This window comes from Shewanella sp. SM21, assembly GCF_025654335.1.
GTDB classification, from domain to species: domain Bacteria; phylum Pseudomonadota; class Gammaproteobacteria; order Enterobacterales; family Shewanellaceae; genus Shewanella; species Shewanella oncorhynchi.
Map to the genome: position 1 here is coordinate 59,922 of NZ_JAKKRL010000019.1, position 21,825 is coordinate 81,746.

Genomic DNA, 21,825 nt, shown 5'->3' on the forward strand with positions numbered 1-21,825 from the left:
ACTGCTCCAAAATTATCTATTGTAAAGGTCAGAATTAATGATGTGCCCACTGAACTTGGTTCAGGTCGATCCCATCTTTAAACATTTCCCACAAAGGAGACATTTCTCTTAATTTATCAATAGATTGAGTAATAACTTCGATAGCGTGATCGATTTCTTCTTCGGTTGTGAAACGGCCGATTGAGAAACGAATCGAGCTATGTGCCATTTCATCGTTTAAGCCAAGCGCACGTAATACGTAGCTAGGCTCTAGGCTGGCTGAGGTACAAGCCGAACCCGATGAAACCGCTAAATCTTTCAGTGCCATCATTAACGACTCGCCTTCAACATAGTTGAAGCTGACGTTGAGGCTACCGCTAACACGGTCAATCGCATCACCATTGATATAGGTTTCTTCAATGTGCTTGATGCCATTCCATAATTTGTCACGTAATGCACCGATACGAGCGTCATCAGAGGCCATTTCCGCTTTTGCGATTGCAGCAGCTTCACCTAAACCTACGATTTGATGCGTTGGTAACGTACCGCTACGCATACCACGCTCATGACCACCACCGTGCATTTGCGCTTCTAGGCGAATGCGTGGCTTACGACGAACATATAGTGCGCCGATACCTTTAGGGCCATACATTTTGTGGCCAGAAATCGAGATCAAATCCACTTTAGTGGCTTGCACATCGATAGGTACTTTGCCTGCACTTTGCGCCGCATCCATGTGGAAAATGATGCCTTTTGAACGGCATAGTTCACCGATTGCATCGATATCGTGGATAACACCGATTTCGTTGTTCACGTGCATGATGCTGACAAGGATAGTGTCGTCACGCATTGCCGCTTCTAAACGTTCCATCGGAATGATGCCGTTTGCAGCAGGCTCTAAATAAGTCACTTCGAAACCTTCACGCTCTAATTGGCGACAAGTATCGAGAACCGCTTTATGTTCAGTCTTACTGGTGATGATGTGCTTGCCTTTCTTGTGATAGAAATGAGCAACACCTTTTATCGCTAAGTTGTTCGATTCCGTCGCGCCAGAGGTAAACACAATTTCGCGGTGATCGGCGTTAATTAACTCGGCAACTTGGTTGCGAGCAATATCCACCGCTTCTTCGGCTTGCCAGCCGTAGCGGTGTGAACGTGAGGCCGGATTACCAAAGATACCGTCCATTGTCATGCATTGGAACATCTTTTCCGCGACTCTAGGATCAACAGGCGTGGTGGCGGCATAATCTAAATAGATAGGAAGCTTCATAACACACTCCGTACTGAGCAGTCTCTGGTAGAGGCTACATACAACGTACAAAAATTATTTTTATATATAACAAAGTGCCGCTATAAACTGACTCTTTGTTCCTTTTGCATAGTGTCTTGCTTAAGTGAGATAAATTGCACATCTCGCTTCTGCATCAAGCCGGCAAGACTGATACCATCTAAAAAATCGGAAATTTGTTTGCTTAAATCGCCCCAAAGTGAATGGGTTAAGCAGCGAGTTCCACTCTGACAGTTGCCAAGTCCTTGGCAACGAGTCGCATCGACAGACTCGTCTACAGCATGGACAACCATGCCGACTGAAATATCATTGGCTTCTAGGCCTAAGCGATAACCACCGCCCGGTCCACGTACACTGGCAACTAAACCGTGTTTTCTTAGCTTAGCGAAGAGTTGTTCCAGATAGGAAAGCGAAATCCCTTGTCTTTCAGAGATATCCGCTAAGGGAACTGGTCCCGATGCTGAGTGGATTGCCACATCTAGCATAGCGGTTACTGCATAACGACCTTTTGATGTAAGTTTCATAACTACCATAGCTCCCGAACAGGTATGCATTATTTCAACATACCCGAGTAATTCAGTCAAGTATTAAAACCTACTAAAACACTCAAATATATGAGTGTGCACATAACCAATACCCTTTCATCTTGGTGGGGTATTTAACCTTTTTCTAGCCTAAGATTCAATGCTAAAGCGCCAATTAATCGACATCTAGCACGATATAAACGCAGGATAAAAGTGATCTTGGTACTATGGCGCGATCAAACTCAGGTTTGATCGCAATATGCGCCTTTACAACAGGATAAGCTAAAGTAAAACGCTAAATGAGACCCTTGTAAGGGTCAGCCCTTAAGCAAGTTAGACCGCTAAGTTAAATCATTTCGTTGAACCATTTCTTGAAACTTAGATGCTCGGATCAAACTCATCTAATGCACTATGGCGTTTTTCCGCTGCCGCTTTTTCTGCATCATTAAACTCGCCCATATCAAGCTCTGGCAGTTTTTCAGTACAGACATTGCCACCCAGCCCTTGAATGGCTTGACACAACTCTTGAACTTTCGAGTCCATCAAATGCATGTGATCGAGCATCTGCCCTATTGCATTGGCCACCGGATCGGGATTATCCGGTGATACCGCGTACGCATCGAAGCCATATTTTTTTGCCATCGCGCTGCGGCGTTCAGTTTTCTCTTTCGATTGCGGTGACGGTGTAGCCACCACGCGCCCAGGAATCCCCACAACCGTGGTATCTTTGGGCACATCTTTCACCACAACAGAATTCGAACCCACACGCGCACCATCGTGCATGGTAATAGGACCGAGGATTTTTGCCCCTGCGCCCACCACCACGTTATTGGCTAACGTCGGGTGACGTTTCCCCGCCTGCCAGGTGGTTCCACCAAGCGTGACACCGTGATAAAGGGTGCAATCATCACCAATCTCAGCCGTTTCACCTATCACAACGCCCATACCGTGGTCGATAAAAAATCGATGACCTATGGTTGCCCCAGGATGGATTTCAACTCCTGTCAACCAACGGGAAAACGTCGATAAACAACGTGCCGTTAAGCGCCAATCGCGCTTCCATAGCTTATGGCTTATCCGATGCAACCAAATGGCATGCATGCCTGGATAGTTAACCAAGATCTCAAACGCGCTACGCGCCGCAGGATCACGGTGATATATAGATTCAATATCTTCTTTTAGCCTAGCTATCACGCCCATTGTTTATCCTTCGCGATTAGTGTTAATTATTAAGGTTTGGCTATTTTTCTTTAGAACCCGCCACTTTCTCAATTGACGTCAAAATACCCCTGAGGATATTCATTTCCTGACTCTCAATCCGTGCACGACTAAACAAGCGGCGAAGTTTCATCATCACTTGTCCAGGATGGTTCTTGATGATAAATCCAGTGGATAACAGTGTTGTTTCAAGGTGTGCGAAAAAACGTTCCTGATCGGCAGCCAAGGGATACTCAGTCAGCTCTTCTTCGGCAACGTCTTTTTGCGCAAGATGGGCAACGCGGGTTTCATAACAAATGATTTGTACGGCTTGCGCCAGATTAAGCGAGCTATACTCTGGATTTGCAGGGATAGCCACATGATAAGTGCACTGTTGCAGCTCTTCATTGCTTAAACCATGGTTTTCACGGCCAAACACAATCGCAACAGGGCCTTTAAGTGCCTCGGTCGCTAATTTCACCCCAGCTTGTCTTGGCTCTAACATGGGCCAATCTAAGGTGCGACTGCGCGCGCTGGTTGCAATCACTAGACTGCAATCGGCAATCGCTTCAGCAAGTGAATCCACTTTCACAAGATGTTTCAGAATATCCGATGCACCCGCGGCTAATGCTATGGAATGACCGTCGGGCTCAACCCGGGGTTCTGCAAGATACAGAGTAGACAGACCCATAGTCTTCATCGCTCTGGCAGTAGAACCAATATTGCCGGGGTGCGAAGTCCCCACTAAAACCACTCGAATATTACTTAGCATGAAACAACTTAATTTAATTCATAAAACGTTGGGGACGAATATTATCACAGCCATTGCCGAATGCTTATATGAAAATCGGTATTTGATATAACTATCAAATCGAGTATAATACCGCCCGCTATTTTAACGTTCTTTAACATCCAGGGGATTGCAATGCATCCGATGCTGACGATTGCTGTACGCGCTGCCCGCGCGGCCGGCCAAACTATTATGCGCGCCTATACTGAACTTGACCGTATCGAAGTCAGTTCAAAAGGTATCAACGATTTTGTTACCAGTGTAGACAAGGAAGCAGAAGCGACAATTACTTACCAAATTCGTAAATCTTACCCTGATCACACTATCGTGGGTGAAGAGAAAGGCGAAAACCGCGGTGAGAATAAAGACTATGTTTGGATAGTCGACCCTCTGGATGGCACTAACAACTTTGTTAGAGGCATTCCCCACTTCGCGGTTTCTATCGCTCTGCAATACAAAGGCAAGACTGAAGTTGCCGTTGTTTACGATCCTGTCCGTGAAGAACTCTTTACCGCTGTACGTGGTAAAGGCGCCAAACTCAATGATTTCCGTCTGCGTGTTACCAACGTGAATGAATTAGCGCCTACCATGATTGGTACAGGCTTCCCATTCAAGGCGCGTCAACACACTGAAACTTACATGGCTATTTTCGGCGAAGTCTTCGGCCAATGTGCTGACTTACGTCGCGCAGGTTCTGCCGCATTAGATTTAGCCTATGTTGCCGCGGGTCGTTTGGACGGTTTCTTTGAAATCGGCTTAAAGCCATGGGACATCGCTGCTGGCGATCTGATTTGCCGCGAAGCAGGCGGTACAGTGACTGATTTTACTGGCAACCATAACTATTTGGTTTCGGGTAACATAGTTGCTGGCTCACCTAAGGTGACCACAGAATTAGTTAAGATCATGCGTCCATTATTGAACGAAGGCTTAAAGCGTTAATCAAGATTAACACTTAGCTTTAAATAAACGCATAAAACAGATACAAAAAAGGCCAGTGGTAATCTCTTTAAGAGCGCCCACTGGCCTTTTTGTTTATGTGGTTTTCATTCTAAAGCCTTAAGTACTCGAGTCATCAAGTCCTCAGTCGCCACAATATCGTATTTAGAAATAGTATAGAAATAAAGCAATAGTCATTGGGAAGAAAGGAGTGTCCTGAAAACATCTGCACTGATTTCAGCCCACATCGGCTAACATGACGAACAGCCACTTATCCAGTTATCTACCCGCTAACGCTTGTGCTGGTGCAATTTGGCTCGCCTTCCAAGCGGGATACAAAGTCGCGATTAAACTCATCACAAACGCCATCACAATCACCAGTACCGCATCCGAAACATGCAATTCAGACGGTAAAAAATCGACAAAGTAAACATCGGCCGAGAGCAGTTGAATACCGAGTAATTGCTCAACTGAGCTCGCAAGCACACTTAAATTCAGCGCCACACTAATGCCGATAATGCCGCCAAGGCCACAGCCAAGCAGACCATTTAACGCGCCCTGCACCATGAAAATCCCCATCACAGCCAAACGACTCAGGCCCATGGTCATCAAAATCGCAATTTCGGACGCTTTATCCCGCACCGCCATGACTAAGGTGGAGACAATGTTAAAGCAGGCCACACCAATCACCAACACTAAAACTAAATACATCACAGTGCGAACTAACTGAATATCTTGATATAAATGCCCTTGGGTACGGGTCCAGTCACTGATATACACAGACTGCTTTTGCGCATAACCGAGTTCGCGCACTTTTACTGGTGCATCAAACACTTTATCGACACTAATACGCACACCCGTTACACCGTTATTCATGTTCAAGATCTGCGCCGCGTATTGCAATGGAATATAAGCGGTTGCCAGTTCAAGCTCGCCGCCCAGATGATAGGTGCCTGACACCACAAAACGATGGCTCTTCGCCGCACGTAAACTGCCTGCCGCGTCGGGATCGATATCCTGCACATATAAGGCCAGCGTATCACCCACCACAAGCCCCAACTTAGTCAATAAACTCTCGCCAAGGACGATATGATTCTCATCTTGGCTCAGACTCTGCCAGCTTGCATCACTCATAAACTGTGACAAAGTTGAAACCTTCGTTTCTTCTTTCGGATCAATACCCACCACGGCTAAGCCTTGAAAACCACCAGGCTTCTGCACTAAACCTTGCATGCGAATAAAGGGGGCAGCACCACGAATACCTTCAATTTGTAGCGCACCTTGCGCAACACTCTGCCAATTGACGATAGGTTCGTCCACCCCGACAATGTCCGCCTGCGGCACTACACCCAGTAATCTTTGCTCTAGCTCGCGCTCAAAACCATTCATTGCAGACAGAACTATGATCAATACCGCCACACCTAAAGCGATACCGGCAGTCGATGCAAAGGAAATAAAACTAATAAAACTGTTGGATTGGCGGGCGCGATAAAAACGCCAACCAATGGATAGGGCTAACGGTCCTTTCATACTTGGGTTTCCGCCGCTAATTGCAAGTAACCGTTTTTCATCATCAGTTGGCGGTCCATACGGGCAGCCAATTTATGATCATGGGTCACCACCACAAACGCCGTACCTAACTGATCGGCCAGCTCTCGGATCAACTCATAAACCGCATCGCCACTGTTAGCATCTAAATTACCCGTAGGTTCATCGGCCAGCACTAACTTAGGTTTATTAATCAACGCCCTTGCGATAGCGACACGCTGACGCTCGCCGCCCGATAGTTCAGCAGGAATGTGGGTCATACGATGGCCTAGCCCTACCCGCTCCAATAAGACTTTGGCATCGGCGAGCGCTTGTTTACGGTCTTTACCTTGAATAAATGCCGGCATAGCGACGTTTTCTAGCGCAGTGAATTCAGGCAATAAATGATGGAATTGATAGATAAAGCCGAGATCTTGATTGCGGATCTGCGCTTGACGCGCACTAGACACTTGGTATAAATCTTCGCCTAGCAACAAGACTTTGCCCGCGGTTGGCTCATCCAAAGTTCCCATAATATGCAGCAGTGTGCTCTTACCTGAGCCTGAGCTGCCGACAATCGCCAACTGCTCGCCCTTAAACACCTGCAAATCGACATTAGACAACACTTGCGTGGTCACGGCGCCATCATGGTAACTCTTACTGACACTCTGCACTTGCAGTAACACGTCTTGCATTGAAGTTCTCTCTTAAACATGCTTTGGCACCGATTTATTTCATTAAATCAATGCATTAAATTATTTTCATCTTGGCAAGCATCACTCACGGATGAATGCCCATGGGTGACGACTATTCGTAAAAGCTCACGGGGTTACTCGTATCTCAACGCAGTTGCAGGTTGCACACTGGCCGCACGCAGCGCGGGATATAAGGTCGCCAACAAGGTGACCAATAGTGTGCCTATCACGATCACTGACAACTGCATCAACTCCAGTTTTACTGGCAAACTCTGTCCTGCACCTAAAATCGAAATGCCTAATGTCGTCATAATGCCATTCAGATTCAAAGTGATAAGTATACCTACCGCGAGCCCAAGCACTAAACCAAGTACAGCATTGAGCGAACCCTGCACCACAAAAATGCCCATCACGGCGGGCGTGGTTACGCCTTGGGTTTTTAGCACTGCCACATCCGTGGTTTTATCGACCACCATCATCACTAGCGCCGAAACAATATTGAATGCGGCCACGGCCACAATCAGGCTCAGCATCAGTGACATCATGTTCTTTTCCATTTTTACCGCACCAAACAAGTGACCATAGGTATCACGCCAATCGCTAGTTGTTACCTTAATATCTTGTTTAGCGAGAACATCCTGCACTTTAGACGCTAAAGCGGGCGCACTAAAGGGATCGGTTAAATAAAGTCTAAGCTGATCAATAGCCTCACTCGGTTGACGCATTAGACGCTTTGCATCTTGATAATGAATATATGCAACGCCAGCATCAACCTGAGAGCCCATTTCAAAAATGCCAGATACCAAGAACTTACGTTGACTCGGCACAGGGCCTAATGGGGAGTACACCACACCATCGCCACTCAATAATCGTACCGTATCACCGGGAGCGACTTTGAGTTGCCGTGCGAGCTCAGATCCTAAAATCACCTTGAAGTCGCCACTCGCCAACTGTTCAAATGCACCTGAGTAAGTGTGCTGCGCAACGGAGGATAACTTTTGCGCTAATTCGGGAAACACCCCATAAACCTGCACAGCGCGAATATTCGACGCTGATTGCACCATGGCCTGCGTCGATACGCTCGGTGTAACGCCTAACACACCCGGTAAGGCTTTAAGCGCACTCGCCTGCTTTGTCCAATCGACTAATGGCGCTTCGCTATAAAGGGTTAATTGTGGCACTGCACCTAAGATACGTTGCTTAAGTTGGCCTTCAAGGCCATTCATCACTGAGCTGACAACGATCAAGGCTGCAACGCCTAAAAAAATGCCCGAAACGGCAAATAAGGTAATGAACGACGCGAACGCGTTCGCTTTTTTGGCCCGCCAATAACGGTAACCAATATAGAAAGGGAATCCTGGATTCATTGAAAGAGGGTTGCGTCCTGTGTGCTGAACTTGCTAAATCATGAAGATGGGCACGATAATAGGGGTATTGGTCCTATAAATAAAGAGGCAAGCCTTGTTCACTGACACCAATCCGTATTTTAGTGTGCCTCACCACTTTACCGCCTACCTAAGCCAATGGCCGAGTTCCCAGCCATTACCCTCAGAAATGGCACTGAGATCAATGCAATCATTAGGCATTCAACTGCTCAGCGAAGTCAAAACACTCGAAGCTAACTGCTTGCTACAGCTGCGCCATTTAGATAACGAGGCAAAAGTTGTCGTGGATTTTTTAAAGCTGCAATCCCGCAAAGTAGATCTAGTGCTGCAACATGTATTAGAAAAAGAAACCCAAGAGGGCGAAAAATGCTTTGGTAACCAATTTGGTGGTAGTGGCCTGAGATTACTCACCCCAACAGCCTTAGACATTGGCTCCCACTATAAAATTACTCTGTTTATTCACGACGAATTAGTTGCCATTCTCTGTTTTGGCAAAGTCATCGCCACTCAAGCACAAAAAATAGCACAAGCCGAAGGCGATATGAGTCGTAATGACAGAACAGAACAACATACTCAACCTGAACATCTACAATGGCAAACCGACTTTGAATTCAGTCAAATTCTTGAATCTGACGTGGAGCAATTAGTCAAAGCTAGCCTCAATGTGCAACAGAAACAACTCAAGTTACGCAAACTCGCCAGAGACGAGCGTCAATAGCCGCTGACTTTTCTCTGGCACCTACGCCATCAAGTCTCTACAATGTCTGCAACTCTTTGTGAATGAATCAGTTTATCGCACGCCAATGACTCACATATCAGCCCTAACGCCGCCAGCCGTCAAAAATGGCACACAAATTCAGACTCTGTCCACCGTGGGCGGCGTTTGCCAAGCCGTTACACTCGCCAATTTAGCGCGTCAACATAAGGGAACGACCTTAGTCGTCACCAGTGACACGCCAAGCGCCTTAAGCTTAGAGTTAGAGCTGAGTTATTTGCTCAGTAAAACAGGCATTAAGGTCAGATTATTCCCTGACCGCGAAACCTTGCCCTACGACAGTTTTTCGCCCCATCAGGATTTAATCTCCCAGCGACTCGAAACGCTATCGCAGCTGTCTCAGATTGAGCAAAATATCGTTATCGTGCCCGTCACCACCTTGATGATACGCCTGCCGCCTAAGGCCTATTTAAGCGCCAACGTGTTTGTGCTCAAAAAGGGGGATAGCTACAAGTTACACGATGTACGCCAGCATTTAACCGACACTGGCTACCATTCGGTGGAGCAAGTGTATGAACATGGCGAGTTTGCCATTCGCGGTTCGATTCTGGATATCTTCCCAACCGGGATGAATATGCCACTGCGCATCGAGCTATTCGATGAAGAAGTGGAAACCATTCGCCATTTTGATCCCGAAACCCAACGCTCATTGCAACCTGTCGACTCGATTCGCCTATTGCCCGCAAAGGAATTCCCCACCGACAGTTCGGCCATCGAAGGTTTTAGGCAAAGATACCGCCGCCGTTTCGAGGTCATAGTCAAAGAGCCGGAATCGGTTTATCAGCTAGTGAGCCGTAACTTGATGCCGGCGGGGATCGAAAACTACCTGCCGCTATTTTTTGATGACACAGCCACCCTATTCGATTACTTGCCCAAGGACACTCAACTCGTCACCTTAGGCGATATCGAAAAGTCGGCGCGCGCCCATCTACAAGAAGTCGAGCATCGCTATCAAGACAGACGCGTCGATCCGCTGCGGCCATTACTGGCGCCTAAAGAACTGTATTTACTCATAGAAGAGTTATTTGCCGCCTTTAAACCGCTGCCACGTTATCAAATGCAAGTGCCAGCAGATGGCACTGAAACAACGAAAGCGGTTGTTATTGCCGCCAGTACCCTGCCCGACATCAGCGCCAATCATAAATTAAAGCAACCGCTGCTAGCGCTGCAAGATTATGCCAGCAGCGCCAAACGCATGTTGTTTAGCGCTGAGTCCGAGGGTCGCCGCGAAGCGCTGCTTGAATTGCTCGCTAAAATTCAGTTAAAACCTGCGCTGTTTAACCATTTTGATGAATTTATTCAAAGTGATGCCAAGTTAGGCCTTATCGTGTCGCCGCTGTCACGCGGTTGTTTGCTGCAGATCAGCGCCAAAGAAAGTATCAGTATCATTTGTGAGACTGAACTCTTCGGCCATCGTATTTCCCAGCAACGTCGCCGTGAAAAACAGCGTCAGATCAGTAATGATGCCCTGATTAAAAACTTGGCCGAACTCAAAGTTGGCCAGCCCATAGTGCATTTAGAACACGGCGTTGCACTTTATCGGGGCTTAGTCACCCTAGATACGGGTGGACTGGTCGCAGAATACTTGCAATTAGAATACGCTGGCGGTGACAAACTGTATGTGCCAGTGTCTTCGTTGCATCTCATCAGCCGTTACAGTGTTGGCGCCGATGAAGACGCCCACTTAAATAAACTCGGCAACGAGACGTGGGCTAAAGCCAAGAAAAAGGCGATTGAAAAAATCCGCGATGTTGCGGCCGAGCTGCTCGATGTCTATGCCCGTCGCCAAGCGCGTCCCGGCGAAAGCTGCGCAATTGACGAAGAAGAATACGCTCAATTCGCCCGCGGCTTCCCCTTCGAAGAAACCGTCGATCAAGAAAGCGCCATCATCGCCGTGTTAGCCGATATGCAATCGCCGACCGCAATGGACAGATTAGTCTGTGGCGATGTGGGCTTTGGTAAAACCGAAGTCGCCATGCGCGCCGCCTTTGTGGCCGTCAACGCTGGCAAACAAGTGGTCGTGCTAGTTCCGACCACACTGCTTGCCCAGCAACACTATGAAAACTTTAAAGACAGATTTGCCGACTGGCCCGTGGTCACTGAAGTGATGTCACGCTTTCGTACCGCCAAAGAGCAGACTCAAGTGCTGCAGCAATTGGAAGAAGGCAAAGTCGATATCGTTATCGGTACCCACAAGTTACTGCAATCTGAGGCTAAGTTTGAAAACTTAGGCCTATTGATTATCGACGAAGAACACAGATTCGGTGTGCGTCAGAAAGAGAAAATCAAGGCGCTGCGCGCCAACGTGGATATCTTAACCCTGACCGCAACGCCTATTCCGCGCACCTTAAACATGGCCATGTCGGGTATGCGCGATTTATCAATTATCGCCACCCCGCCCGCCAAACGTTTAGCAGTGAAAACCTTTGTACGGGAATCGGATCCCGCGACTGTGCGCGAAGCCATTTTGCGGGAAATTCTCCGTGGCGGCCAAGTGTATTACCTGCACAATAATGTTGAAAGTATTGAGAAATGTGCCCAAGGCATTATCGATTTATTGCCTGAAGCGCGAGTCGTCGTTGCCCACGGTCAAATGCGTGAGCGCGATCTAGAACGGGTAATGTCAGACTTTTACCATCAAAGATTCAACGTGTTAGTCTGTACCACTATTATCGAAACCGGTATCGACGTCCCAAGTGCCAACACCATTATTATTGAGCGCGCCGACACCTTTGGTCTGGCGCAGTTACACCAATTGCGCGGCCGCGTCGGGCGTTCGCACCATCAGGCATATGCCTATTTGATGACGCCGCATCCCAAACGTATGACCCCAGATGCGCGCAAACGTTTAGAAGCCATTGATGCTCTTGAAGATCTCGGTGCGGGCTTTATGCTGGCGACCCAAGATTTAGAGATCCGCGGCGCAGGTGAACTTTTGGGCGATGAACAGAGTGGCCATATTTCGAAAATTGGTTTTAGCTTGTACATGGAAATGCTCGAAGCGGCAGTCAAAGCCTTAAAACAAGGCAAAGAACCGTCACTGGCGCAAATGCTCAATCAGCAATGCGAAATTGAACTGCGTATCCCCGCCCTGCTGCCTGAAGCCTATGTGAGCGACGTAAATATTCGTCTGTCGCTCTATAAACGCATCGCAGGGTGCGAAACACAGGCGGCGCTGGATGAGTTAAAAGTCGAATTGATCGACCGTTTTGGCTTATTACCTGAACCGACGCGTAACTTAATGGAAATGACCCTCTATAAACATGAGGCGACTCGCTTAGGTGCGACTAAAATAGAAGTGCACAGTAAAGGTGGCAGCATCGAATTTAGTGATGATCATGTCATAGATCCTGTGTTTATTATTGGATTACTCCAAAGCCAGCCACAAATCTATCGAATGGAAGGACCGAATAAGTTAAAGTTCAGCCTTGCAGCCGAAACCAGTAAAGACAGGCTCGCTTTAGTGAAACTTTTGCTAGAACAATTATCGCAACATCGTCTTGGAGATAAATAGTGTTACGTAAACTCGCGGTCTCTATCGCTACACTCATTGCACTATCACACAGTCAGGTCGTCCAAGCAGAAGCTTGGTTCGAGGTTGAAGTCTATGTGTTTGAACGCCAAAGTCAGTCAAGTGAACAATGGCCTGATGCGCCGAACAAGACGAAAACCGATAACGCAATAGACTTAATCTCCCCCGCTATCGCGCAAGCAATCACGCCGATACCCAGCGCATCTGCGCCTTGCACACTGGTATTTGATGCCGATGCAAATAGCCACTGCGCTGAAACCTTAAACGGTACCTCGACGTCAGAACCTATGCCTGCTGCGCCTGCGAGTGTGGAATATCGTTACCCGCCGGTGATCCCATCAGAAATCAGCAGCGCACAGATCAGTTATCCTACAGCCAATGGCAACCCAGTATTGTTAACCCGCAGCCAAAGTCAGTTCGCGAGCATTATCAATAGTATTTCCCGCGAACGTGGTACGCGCAGTTTACTGCACATGGCTTGGCAACAACCTATGCGTGGTAAGAGTGGCTCAGTACCCATACGCTTATTTGCGGGTAAAGATTTCTCAGGTACTTATCACTTCGATGGCAGAAAAATCATTAAGCAAGCTCAAGCAGAGCCTATGACTAATGCCGATGGCACACCAATGCTTGCACCTGCTGTATCACCAGTATGGGAATTAGATGGCACACTGAATATCTATTTAAGCCACTATTTATATATTGAAACCGCATTGCACTTGCGCAAAGAAGGCAGAAAATTAATGCCAGCCGTACCCAGTGATGCGGCCGATACCAGCGCAACACTCACGGCGCCCAAAGTCATGACACCATTTTTAATGTCTGTGCCTTTGGAGCAAAACCGCCGTGTGAAGAGTGAAGAAATCCATTATTTAGATCATCCCGAAATGGGCATGGTGATCCAAATCCGCAAGATGGCGCAACCCAGTGCAATGCAAAATAATCAGAATGCCGAATCAATACAAACTGTTGGCCAATACTGAACAAACGCACAACCCGCACAATTCTTAAGTTAAAACGGTGCAGTTAAGTTAACACGGTACGTTTAAATTAAGACTGAACGATGGAGAAATCGAGGTAGATATCATCAGCCTCGTCTTCTCCTACCGTTACGGTTAATCCCTCAGTGCAAGGCACACCTACTTCGCACCAAGCAATTAAAGCATTAACAGCAATGTCACTGCCTTGGGCGAGTACTTCAACACTGCCATCGCGGCAATTGGTTACATATCCTGTCACGCCCAAGGCTCTGGCCTTAGTCAAGGTCGCATGACGGCAACCCACACCTTGCACTTTTCCCGTCAAATTAATTAATACTCGCTTCATCTCACGCTCCTTTTTCACGGAACCTTGTTATAGAAATAAGCATAGCCGCAATTATCCAAAGGCTAAGTGTTAACCTATGGATTTGTAGAGCAAAAAACAAACAATATTTAAATTTAGGCAAAAAAAACAGCTAACAAGACTGCTGCTAGCTGTGTCGGGCGACATACGCAAAGGGATATCCAATAAATGGACAAATAAAACAGCAACTCTGTATCATTTTGTTACAAAATAGCAAGGGTCGCTACTTTACACAATAAATAATTATTTTCAAGAGTTTGAAAAGTAAAACTATCCATCCCGAATGAATATAATGCTTTTAGCTGAAAATCAGCTCGTACACCCATCTGCATTGTTCATGTTTAAAAACACCCCCTGTGATAGCCGAAGAAGTATAAAGGCGTGTTGACGTTTAACGCTGAGATTACGTTTGTTCTGGCAAGTTGGTAAACGCGAAACGAGGGTTGAGAAGTGAGCCCTCTAATGACAAGCGGCCGTATGCCTGACGATAAAGCAAGGCAAGCAAACTAGATGCAAAAAAGCAAAAAACCGGCCTAATTAGTCGGTTTTTGCTTGATTGTGTGATTAGGTGATGAAGTGCTACTCGCTTATCATCAGACCATTTTGATAGCGATACTCGGATGAGGGTTCACCGTTGAAGTAGTACACCGACCTGCCGTGCAGTTGATTATCAAGATACTCATCACTTTGCAGCAGGCTGCCATCTTCGTTAAAACTATAGCCTTTGCCTTGCAATTGACCTTTATCATCATACTGGGCCTGCCCTAATAAATGGCCATTGGCGGAAAAGGCTTGCCAGTGACCCACTTCGTGTCCAGCTTTATAGTTGCCATGCCAGAGCTTAACCATGCTGTAGCTGCTTTCATCTTGCAGCAGCCATTGGCCTTCGCGCTGACCGTTAACATACTGACCTTGGGCTTGAAGTTGTTTATCAAAGCCACGCAGTAAATACGCGCCATGTAACTTAGCGTTTTTATAAAACTCTCGACGCATTATCGTGCCATCGGCTGCGATTTCTGTTTGTTCACCACTCAGCTCACCTTGTTGGTTAAACTGCTCATTGCGCGTCGTATCCGCGTTTTTTGTGACCCACTTGCCGGACTTTAACCCTAAGTGATATTGGCCGCTGACAAAGCCGCCGTCCTCGGCCTTATCTTCTCGATATGCACCGTGCATTTGACCTTTGCGGTAGTTTATCCGCCTGATATAACCGTTCCAGCCAGCACCGATATACAAGCCATCGTATCGCCCCTTGAGTTGTTCATCACGTTCAATCAGCTCTCCTGCTGCATCAAAACGCTGACGTAAGCTCCAGTCTTTTGCTGTATCTTGCTGATATTGATAAGTTAACTTTCCCGCAGAATCGAAGCGCTGTTCAGTGCTAGTCTGACCGTTAGCGAGGTATTGCGTGTCGGTTTGGGTCGCAACGTTACCGGCATTATCATAGGTAATATGTTGAATTTCACGACCATCCTTATCATACTTTTGCAGCTCTGCTAACCGCCCTTGTTCATCAAAACGCTGCTGGTTTCCCACCTGTTTATCATGCTCATAGTGTTTAATCTCTTGCAGCACATCGGCAGCTCGGTAAATCAACACTTCGCCGTGTATTTTCCCCTTAAGATAAAACTCTTTAGTGTATAACCAGCCGTCTTTTGTCCAATACAGTCGCTCGCCTTCTCTTTTTCCCGCCACCATATTAACGGTTTGCTCCGGCTGACCATTGTTATGAAAGCTTTCATATAGCCCTTCCATACCGTTAGCGCCGTAGGTTACGCGTGTTTGCAACTGGCCATTGTTAAAATAACTTTGCGATAATCCTAATTCAGCGCCATTCACACGATGCTGAAGCTCCCTTAATTGACCATTAGTATGGTAACTTTTCTGATCTCCATGCAACTGGCCATGCTGGTAGTGGTACTCTCCCGAGAGCGCTCCGTCTTCCCAATAATGCAGATGCGTGCCCTGATAGCGCCCTTGCGCATCGCTACTGCCCTTGCGAGACCGTTGACCATCGGGGTAGAAAAACTCGAAATCACCAACGATAAAACTCTCGGCTAAATTGGGACTGTTGACGCTGCCCTTAAAAACGGGTTTATCCGTCTCCAGATAAAAGAGTTGTAGCGGCCACTCACCATTTTGCTCTGTCGGCGCTTGCTCCTGATAATAAATGGCTTCACCAGGCACATCGCTAAGCCGCCATAGTTCGTCGAGTAAAATTCGCTCAGCCGACAGATTAAACGACATAAGTAGCGCAGATAATAGTAATAAGACTCTCATATTCTGCTCCTTAAGGTAACGCAGGAAATGTATTAACCCACTGTTTATTGACCGGTTCGCCGCTTATCGTTAGCTGCTCTATCTGTGCTGCGCGCCCCGCCAGTACAAACCAGCGTTCCTCACGTAATACTTGCTGCAACGGACGCTGATAAAAATCACTGCTGTCACCTTGAATAGCAGGAGCTAGCTGTAAATTTTGCGCATTTAAAAAACGATAGCGCCGCATAAAGTCGGCCACGGTTTGATGGGTATCAACATTCGGCAACTGAGTGATATCAATCAACCAGCTTTGCTCGGGTTGATACGCTAGCGCTTGCCATTTGGGCGTACCGGTACAGGCCAAAGTGCTGCTGACATTGATGTCGTAAAAATTGCGGCGGATCCCATCGGCGCTAGTCAGTTGGTACAGCACAAACTTATCCAGCCCTCCACCAAAACCCGTGTTGTTAGTGTTAGTGCTTGTGTTTGTCCATTGCAGTGTGTGCTCGTTGACCTTAGGTGCATCGACAACACTGAGCGTGCACACCGCTGCCTGCTCGGAAGTTAACAGCAAACTGACGCCGTATTTGGCCACGACTTGCGGCTCAAGTAAGGCGGGGTCTTCAGGTGCAGTAACTTGTGGCTGATTAACATAGGACGCATACATATCATCACTATAAAGCAGTTGTTGCTGCGCCGGCGGATAGGCGACATTTTGCGCGTAATCTTGAGTCGGAATAAAACGAATGTTCTTAGTCAGTTCACCACTGTCAACCACAGTATTCACATAGAGTGTCAGCGTGGGCGGCGCTGCGGGAAAGGTAAACTGTGTGATCGATTCATATTGTGCAGCTGAGGCCAACGCCACCATATTTTGCTCTGCCGGGGTTAACCAATCCGGCCCAGTGGGCGGCGGTGAAAGATATTTCACCATAGCGCCTTCGGCACCGTCAAAGCGCCGGTATAACCAAGATTTGTCAGTGCTGCCTCGCGATTTCAGCAAATAACTGAATGGTTTATCTGGGATTGGCGAGAGTTCCAGCTGTATATCTTCATATTGCAAGGCCACAGTTTTGCTGGGATCGGGGGTCAGGTTAAGTTTGACTAATTTCGCGCCGCGATAATGGGCAGTCGCGCGAAACTCAGCAACCTGAGCTAAGAGGTCATTCGGCGCATTCCAACCGATAAGCAAATTCTGCTGCTCAGACTGATGGAAACCATCCTGTTCTGGATAACTATAACTACCTACCTTGCTCAATTGCAGCGGCAGTACTGTGCCATCCGCACTGTGTGCTGTGATATCGGTTAAGCTAAACCCGCCTTCGGGTTTAAAACCTGAAAAGTCATACTGATAAGTCAGCTTTAATAAATCATCTTGCTGGTAAAAGTAGCCCGCATCATAGGCAAATACAGCATCTTGGGTTAAGGTCTTATTGACGTTATCCAACACAACGTCAGGTTGTTTTTGATACTCAAATACTGGGAAATCATAAAAACCTAAATACTGCGTCAGATCGCCCAACTGGCGCTCCTGCGGCAACATAATAACGTTGCTGCGCACAGTGCCCTTATAGCCGTAGCGCTCAAACGGCGCTTCCGCCACTAAGGCTAACTGCGCTAACCAACCCCGCTCACGTTCTAACATCAACTGACCGTATATTTTGGCTTGCTCGCCGCCACTTTCAACTTTGGCTAATACATGCGTATCAGTGACTTGCAATACAGTAAGCTTGGCATTGGCGTGGCCTTGATAGGCAGGAAGCGCGACAACCGCCCCCGCTTTGGCGGGTATGGTGCTAAGGAAGGCAGATGAGCTAAAGAGCTTTTTCAGTTCCTGCTCAAGCTCTGCGCCGCGTTCAGCCAACAGCGCCTGCCATACAGGTTTGTTCAATGCACTGAATTCTTTAACGCTGCCATCGTCTAGATTTAACGTAAATTCAAACCCCTGCGAGAAAATAGCGTGCATTTCTGGATTACGATCGGCCCGCTGGCCACTACTGACGCCGCTCCCTTGGCCATCGCGCATGTTCATATAATCGACGTGCACTTGAAACCGACTGTTTTTGCCTGTTTCGAGGACCTTATAACGCAGCAATTGATGTGACGTGGCGTTAACCGTTTCGGTACGCTGACCATTGTCTACAGTGATGTTAGTGGTGCTATACAGCTGATACGAGCGCTCTTCCCCTTTTTCAGGTGTAAACTCAACATCAGCATCCCCAAAAGAACAGGCCGATAATAAACAGCATGCAACTACGCTAACCAAGTACTTCATGGTTATTCCTTGTATCTCAAACAAATAGTAAGCGCCGCATTATGCCCGTTCATACCCAGTAAATAAAATGCTTTGGCTATTTTGCCTGTCCAGCGCGACACCTGAGTGCGCGACTCAAATATCCTTTTAGATCGTCACAGGTAGGGCAATACCTATCTTAGGCAAGTTCTTAATGACGAATTACAACATAAAGAACTGATGCGCAAAGCTAGTTCTGCTGTATTAATTGTCATTATTTACCCAGTGACTCACCGTCTTTTTATTTAATAAAAAGTATCCCTATTGGCTCGACGATAACATCTGCAGCACACGGAAGTGTAAATGCCGCGTTCACATGGTCTAAGATGTTCCCAACATCATAGACATTTCCCATATCCCTATCGGTCAGATGTGAAAGAGCGGCCATATCGCCAACGGTCACTGTTGTAACAAGGCCAATCCTAACTAACACTTCTGCTGTTCGTTTAGCTAAAAAGCTATTGCCCCAAAGTGTGTTTCGCAGTCCAAAAGGGGCATAGACCAAGTAAAGCTCTGCCTATAGAAAAGTTGATAGTTAGATTTAGAAGTTATGTATCCCATCTTTTTCGTAATTTGAATGTTTTAATTAAAATCAAAGTCGTGGGGCTTCACCCCACACCCGACCAAGGAGGACTGCTCGTCCTATCCTCCTTGGATGCTCCAAGACGCCCCCAACGGAGTTGAAAGCCCCTTGTGCTCATTGACAAATTTGCTATCGCTTCCGAAGGATGCGTCCCTGCACCTGCGAAAGCTAGTCGGTCATCCATGACCGAACTCACGCAATTTGTCTATTCGCCCTGCGGCAACTCCGAGGGGAGGTGTATTCCTTAGAGTTTTAAGTCGTTAGATAGCTATTCATCATCAAAAAATAATCGCGAAAAATGAGAAAGCTAAAACGATATCAAGTGATTACCCACCAAGCTGTATAAAAAACCGCTACCGTAAAAAAGCAAATTCCTATAGCATCATTTATACCAATTGACATGGATGTGGCAGCGGCCAAGTCCAACAAGCGATTTATGCCCTGCAAACAGCGCAGCGCATAAATACTAAGAAGTTATACGCAAAAGTGAATTAAATCATGGACAGAGAAGCATTACATAGACGCATAGAATTACTCCAAGAAAAACTGAAAGAGGGCAAAGTTAAGTTTGCACCTCATTTGGTTGATGGATTTTGGGAGAGCATGAAACAGGTGAGGATCTTACCTGATGGAATGGTTGACCCTGAAACTGTCGATGGAAGAGTTAGATCATTATGTATGTTTATTGCGTATGAGAATGACCGCCAAGAGTGGAAAGAAGCTGTCTCGTTAAGAGAGATTCAGGAGGGGTTCTTTCAGCGAGTGAATTACGCTTTTGGTCAACTATTTGAGATGATGACTGAAGCTAAAGCAGACCCATACAGGTTTGCGGGGTGGTTTTCATCTGATGAAAGCAGGGTCAAAGACTGTTTGCCTGTTATTGATGAATTCTACGAGGAAATTGTTGATTTCTGGGAGAATATATCGGAACCGACATGGATTCACCTAGAAGATACATTTGATTCTAAGGCCGTATTTACTGGTGAATTATTTCCTGATGGAAGCTCAAACGTAGCAAGCTCTACTGGGTTGTATTTTGATACAACAGTATTGCCAGACCCGTTTTTAAAAATATCTCCCATGATTCAATTCATGAATGATGAAGAGAAGTGCTATGAAGTTGTTCGGCTTGCTCTTCAGGTTCTTTCTTACAAGTCACTAGCTCTTGCTGATCTTGAGAAACCGATTGTAGCGATTCTTCCTGATAGGCATCATTTAGAAGATGGGTATAGAGAGTTTGTACATGATTGTGCAGTTGCTGATTCAATAGATCATACAAAAACTCTTTTTGGGCAGGAGATTCAAGATAAGGATGAACTATTCGCTTACTACTCGCACTTCAAGGATGCTGAAGATGTCGAGAAAAGTTTATTAAACCCAGGCAAGCTAGTTTTTGCAACTGAGTGGGATGGCTCTCTAGCTCAGCAAATGATGCGTTTGCTAGATGAGCAGGGCAAAAAGGTAGGCATGGAGACAGCAGGACAGGCTGTATTTATGCATCTGATAAGCAGGTTCTCCCAGGCTAATGATGCTTTCCAACGTAGCATGCAATTACGTGGCACACCAATAATACGAGCTGAGACAAGCTGGATTTGGTACAACCAAATGCTGGAATATAACGCAGGGAACAGCGAGACAGACAAGCTAAACGATCTTCATATTGCACGAGCGTTAAATTCTACCGTAAAGAATGAAATGCCATGGATGGGAAATATACCACCAGATGCTTTGATAGAAATTAGAAATTCGGGTGCTTTAGATGAAATACGGGATTTATTGTCAGGTGGGCTTAAAAGTTTAATTGAAGCAAATCCCAGCAATTTCTATCGAACAGGCGATAAGGTTTTCGATAACCTCAATAGTGCTTTTAAAGATCATGAAAACAAAATAAAAGAGCTGACATCTAAGCGTTGGAAATTTGCTGGGAAAGATATCGGTTCCTTTGTTGTAGTTGGTGGTATAGAAATTACGGCAGCATTGACAGGTTTGCCTATGTTTGGGGCGTTGGGGGCAATGGCTGGTATGACTGGTGTGATCCCTAACGTGAAAGATTTAAAAGAGAAGTATAAGCAATTAAAAGCGGAAGAGAGTGAAATTAACAATACGGGTGTTGGGATTTTACTCAAGAATAAAAGCGTATAACAAGTTGCTGCACACGGAAAAATTACTCGCTACGCTCCTAATTTTCCGGTGAGCAAAGCGTTAACCCATAGAAATTTTTATCTGAAACAGACGCGTTTGAGTTAAGGCTTTGACACGAAAATGTCCCAAAGTGTGTTGCGTATGTCTTTTAAATCTACAGGTTACGTGAATGCACGAAAGGTGAGCCATGGTGATTGGCGAGACGACCGTCCGCCCCATGGACGGGGCGGTCGAGCATCCAAGGATGGACTGGCTGCGTGTCGGTGAGTAAATACCATGGTGAGCCTATATACAGGGATATCAGCCAACACTAAAATTCTACTTAATCTAGGGTCTGTTGATCTTTCGAGAGTGATTTTTAGACAGCATGGCAAGACGTTATAATTTGCTTCGCCAAAAGTAACCATAACCTCAAGCCATGCCAAGACTTATGCTAACCGATGCACGCTGGGAAAAGCTATTTCATTTAATGAAAAGCACAGGCCGTGTTTATGACAAACCTGAACATAGACAAACATTCGAAGGTATTCTTTACCGCCTTAGAACAGGTATCCCTTGGCGAGATTTACCTAAAGA

General features: G+C 46.5%; 16 protein-coding genes. 6 read left to right on the plus strand and 10 right to left on the minus strand.

From position 1 onward, the window contains the following. Positions 1-34 precede the first annotated feature (34 nt). The 4 genes from L5L94_RS20045 to trmJ all read right to left on the minus strand — a co-directional run bounded on the left by L5L94_RS20045 (position 35) and on the right by trmJ (position 3,760). Positions 35-1,249 (minus strand): IscS subfamily cysteine desulfurase, encoded by a 1,215-nt coding sequence (locus L5L94_RS20045; protein ID WP_028759818.1) that lies wholly within the window; start codon positions 1,247-1,249, stop codon positions 35-37. Between the two features lie 80 nt (positions 1,250-1,329). Then, positions 1,330-1,791, minus strand: coding sequence for a Fe-S cluster assembly transcriptional regulator IscR (iscR, locus tag L5L94_RS20050; protein ID WP_006081858.1), 462 nt, complete (start codon positions 1,789-1,791; stop codon positions 1,330-1,332). A 378-nt stretch (positions 1,792-2,169) separates the two neighbouring features. Continuing rightward, positions 2,170-2,991 carry a serine O-acetyltransferase gene (gene cysE, locus L5L94_RS20055; RefSeq protein ID WP_028759817.1) on the minus strand — a complete coding sequence of 274 codons (822 nt, stop codon included), beginning with the start codon at positions 2,989-2,991 and terminating at the stop codon, positions 2,170-2,172. Positions 2,992-3,031: 40 nt separating this feature from the next. Further along, the gene (gene trmJ / locus L5L94_RS20060; RefSeq protein ID WP_028759816.1) at positions 3,032-3,760 is read right to left on the minus strand and encodes a tRNA (cytosine(32)/uridine(32)-2'-O)-methyltransferase TrmJ; all 729 of its coding nucleotides are present in this window, start codon (positions 3,758-3,760) and stop codon (positions 3,032-3,034) included. A gap of 153 nt (positions 3,761-3,913) precedes the next feature. Between trmJ and suhB the strand changes: the two genes are divergently transcribed. Beyond that, the gene (suhB, locus tag L5L94_RS20065) at positions 3,914-4,717 is read left to right on the plus strand and encodes an inositol-1-monophosphatase (RefSeq protein WP_028759815.1); all 804 of its coding nucleotides are present in this window, start codon (positions 3,914-3,916) and stop codon (positions 4,715-4,717) included. Between the two features lie 276 nt (positions 4,718-4,993). On the opposite strand, the gene lolE is transcribed toward suhB, so the two are convergent. The 3 genes from lolE to L5L94_RS20080 all read right to left on the minus strand — a co-directional run bounded on the left by lolE (position 4,994) and on the right by L5L94_RS20080 (position 8,303). Next, positions 4,994-6,244, minus strand: coding sequence for a lipoprotein-releasing ABC transporter permease subunit LolE (gene lolE / locus L5L94_RS20070; protein ID WP_263164783.1), 1,251 nt, complete (start codon positions 6,242-6,244; stop codon positions 4,994-4,996). Next, positions 6,241-6,936, minus strand: coding sequence for a lipoprotein-releasing ABC transporter ATP-binding protein LolD (lolD, locus tag L5L94_RS20075; protein WP_028759813.1), 696 nt, complete (start codon positions 6,934-6,936; stop codon positions 6,241-6,243). The genes lolE and lolD overlap by 4 nt, the downstream gene beginning before the upstream one ends. A gap of 134 nt (positions 6,937-7,070) precedes the next feature. Beyond that, positions 7,071-8,303 (minus strand): lipoprotein-releasing ABC transporter permease subunit, encoded by a 1,233-nt coding sequence (locus L5L94_RS20080; protein ID WP_028759812.1) that lies wholly within the window; start codon positions 8,301-8,303, stop codon positions 7,071-7,073. A gap of 94 nt (positions 8,304-8,397) precedes the next feature. On the opposite strand from L5L94_RS20080, the gene L5L94_RS20085 reads away from it, so the two are divergent. The 3 genes from L5L94_RS20085 to L5L94_RS20095 all read left to right on the plus strand — a co-directional run bounded on the left by L5L94_RS20085 (position 8,398) and on the right by L5L94_RS20095 (position 13,611). Continuing rightward, positions 8,398-9,039 carry a hypothetical protein gene (locus tag L5L94_RS20085; RefSeq protein WP_212601065.1) on the plus strand — a complete coding sequence of 214 codons (642 nt, stop codon included), beginning with the start codon at positions 8,398-8,400 and terminating at the stop codon, positions 9,037-9,039. 85 nt (positions 9,040-9,124) lie between these two features. Then, entirely contained in the window at positions 9,125-12,610 is a 3,486-nt protein-coding gene (gene mfd, locus L5L94_RS20090; RefSeq protein WP_263164790.1) for a transcription-repair coupling factor, read from the plus strand. Beyond that, positions 12,610-13,611: a peptidoglycan binding protein CsiV gene (locus tag L5L94_RS20095; protein ID WP_173244633.1), complete on the plus strand. Its 1,002-nt coding sequence runs from the start codon at positions 12,610-12,612 to the stop codon at positions 13,609-13,611. Before mfd ends, L5L94_RS20095 begins: the two co-directional genes overlap by 1 nt. Before the next feature lie 67 nt (positions 13,612-13,678). On the opposite strand, the gene L5L94_RS20100 is transcribed toward L5L94_RS20095, so the two are convergent. The 3 genes from L5L94_RS20100 to L5L94_RS20110 all read right to left on the minus strand — a co-directional run bounded on the left by L5L94_RS20100 (position 13,679) and on the right by L5L94_RS20110 (position 18,506). Next, positions 13,679-13,954, minus strand: coding sequence for an acylphosphatase (locus L5L94_RS20100; RefSeq protein WP_028759808.1), 276 nt, complete (start codon positions 13,952-13,954; stop codon positions 13,679-13,681). A gap of 597 nt (positions 13,955-14,551) precedes the next feature. Next, the gene (locus tag L5L94_RS20105) at positions 14,552-16,252 is read right to left on the minus strand and encodes a toxin-antitoxin system YwqK family antitoxin (RefSeq protein WP_263164784.1); all 1,701 of its coding nucleotides are present in this window, start codon (positions 16,250-16,252) and stop codon (positions 14,552-14,554) included. 10 nt (positions 16,253-16,262) lie between these two features. Beyond that, positions 16,263-18,506, minus strand: coding sequence for a hypothetical protein (locus tag L5L94_RS20110; RefSeq protein ID WP_263164786.1), 2,244 nt, complete (start codon positions 18,504-18,506; stop codon positions 16,263-16,265). Positions 18,507-19,605: 1,099 nt separating this feature from the next. Here L5L94_RS20110 and L5L94_RS20115 point away from each other — a divergent pair. Together L5L94_RS20115 and L5L94_RS20120 are read left to right on the plus strand one after the other, a co-directional pair. Beyond that, positions 19,606-21,249, plus strand: coding sequence for a hypothetical protein (locus L5L94_RS20115; protein ID WP_263164788.1), 1,644 nt, complete (start codon positions 19,606-19,608; stop codon positions 21,247-21,249). Positions 21,250-21,667: 418 nt separating this feature from the next. Next, positions 21,668-21,825: transposase (locus tag L5L94_RS20120; RefSeq protein ID WP_259573881.1), on the plus strand; the 158-nt coding region annotated here is incomplete at its 3' end.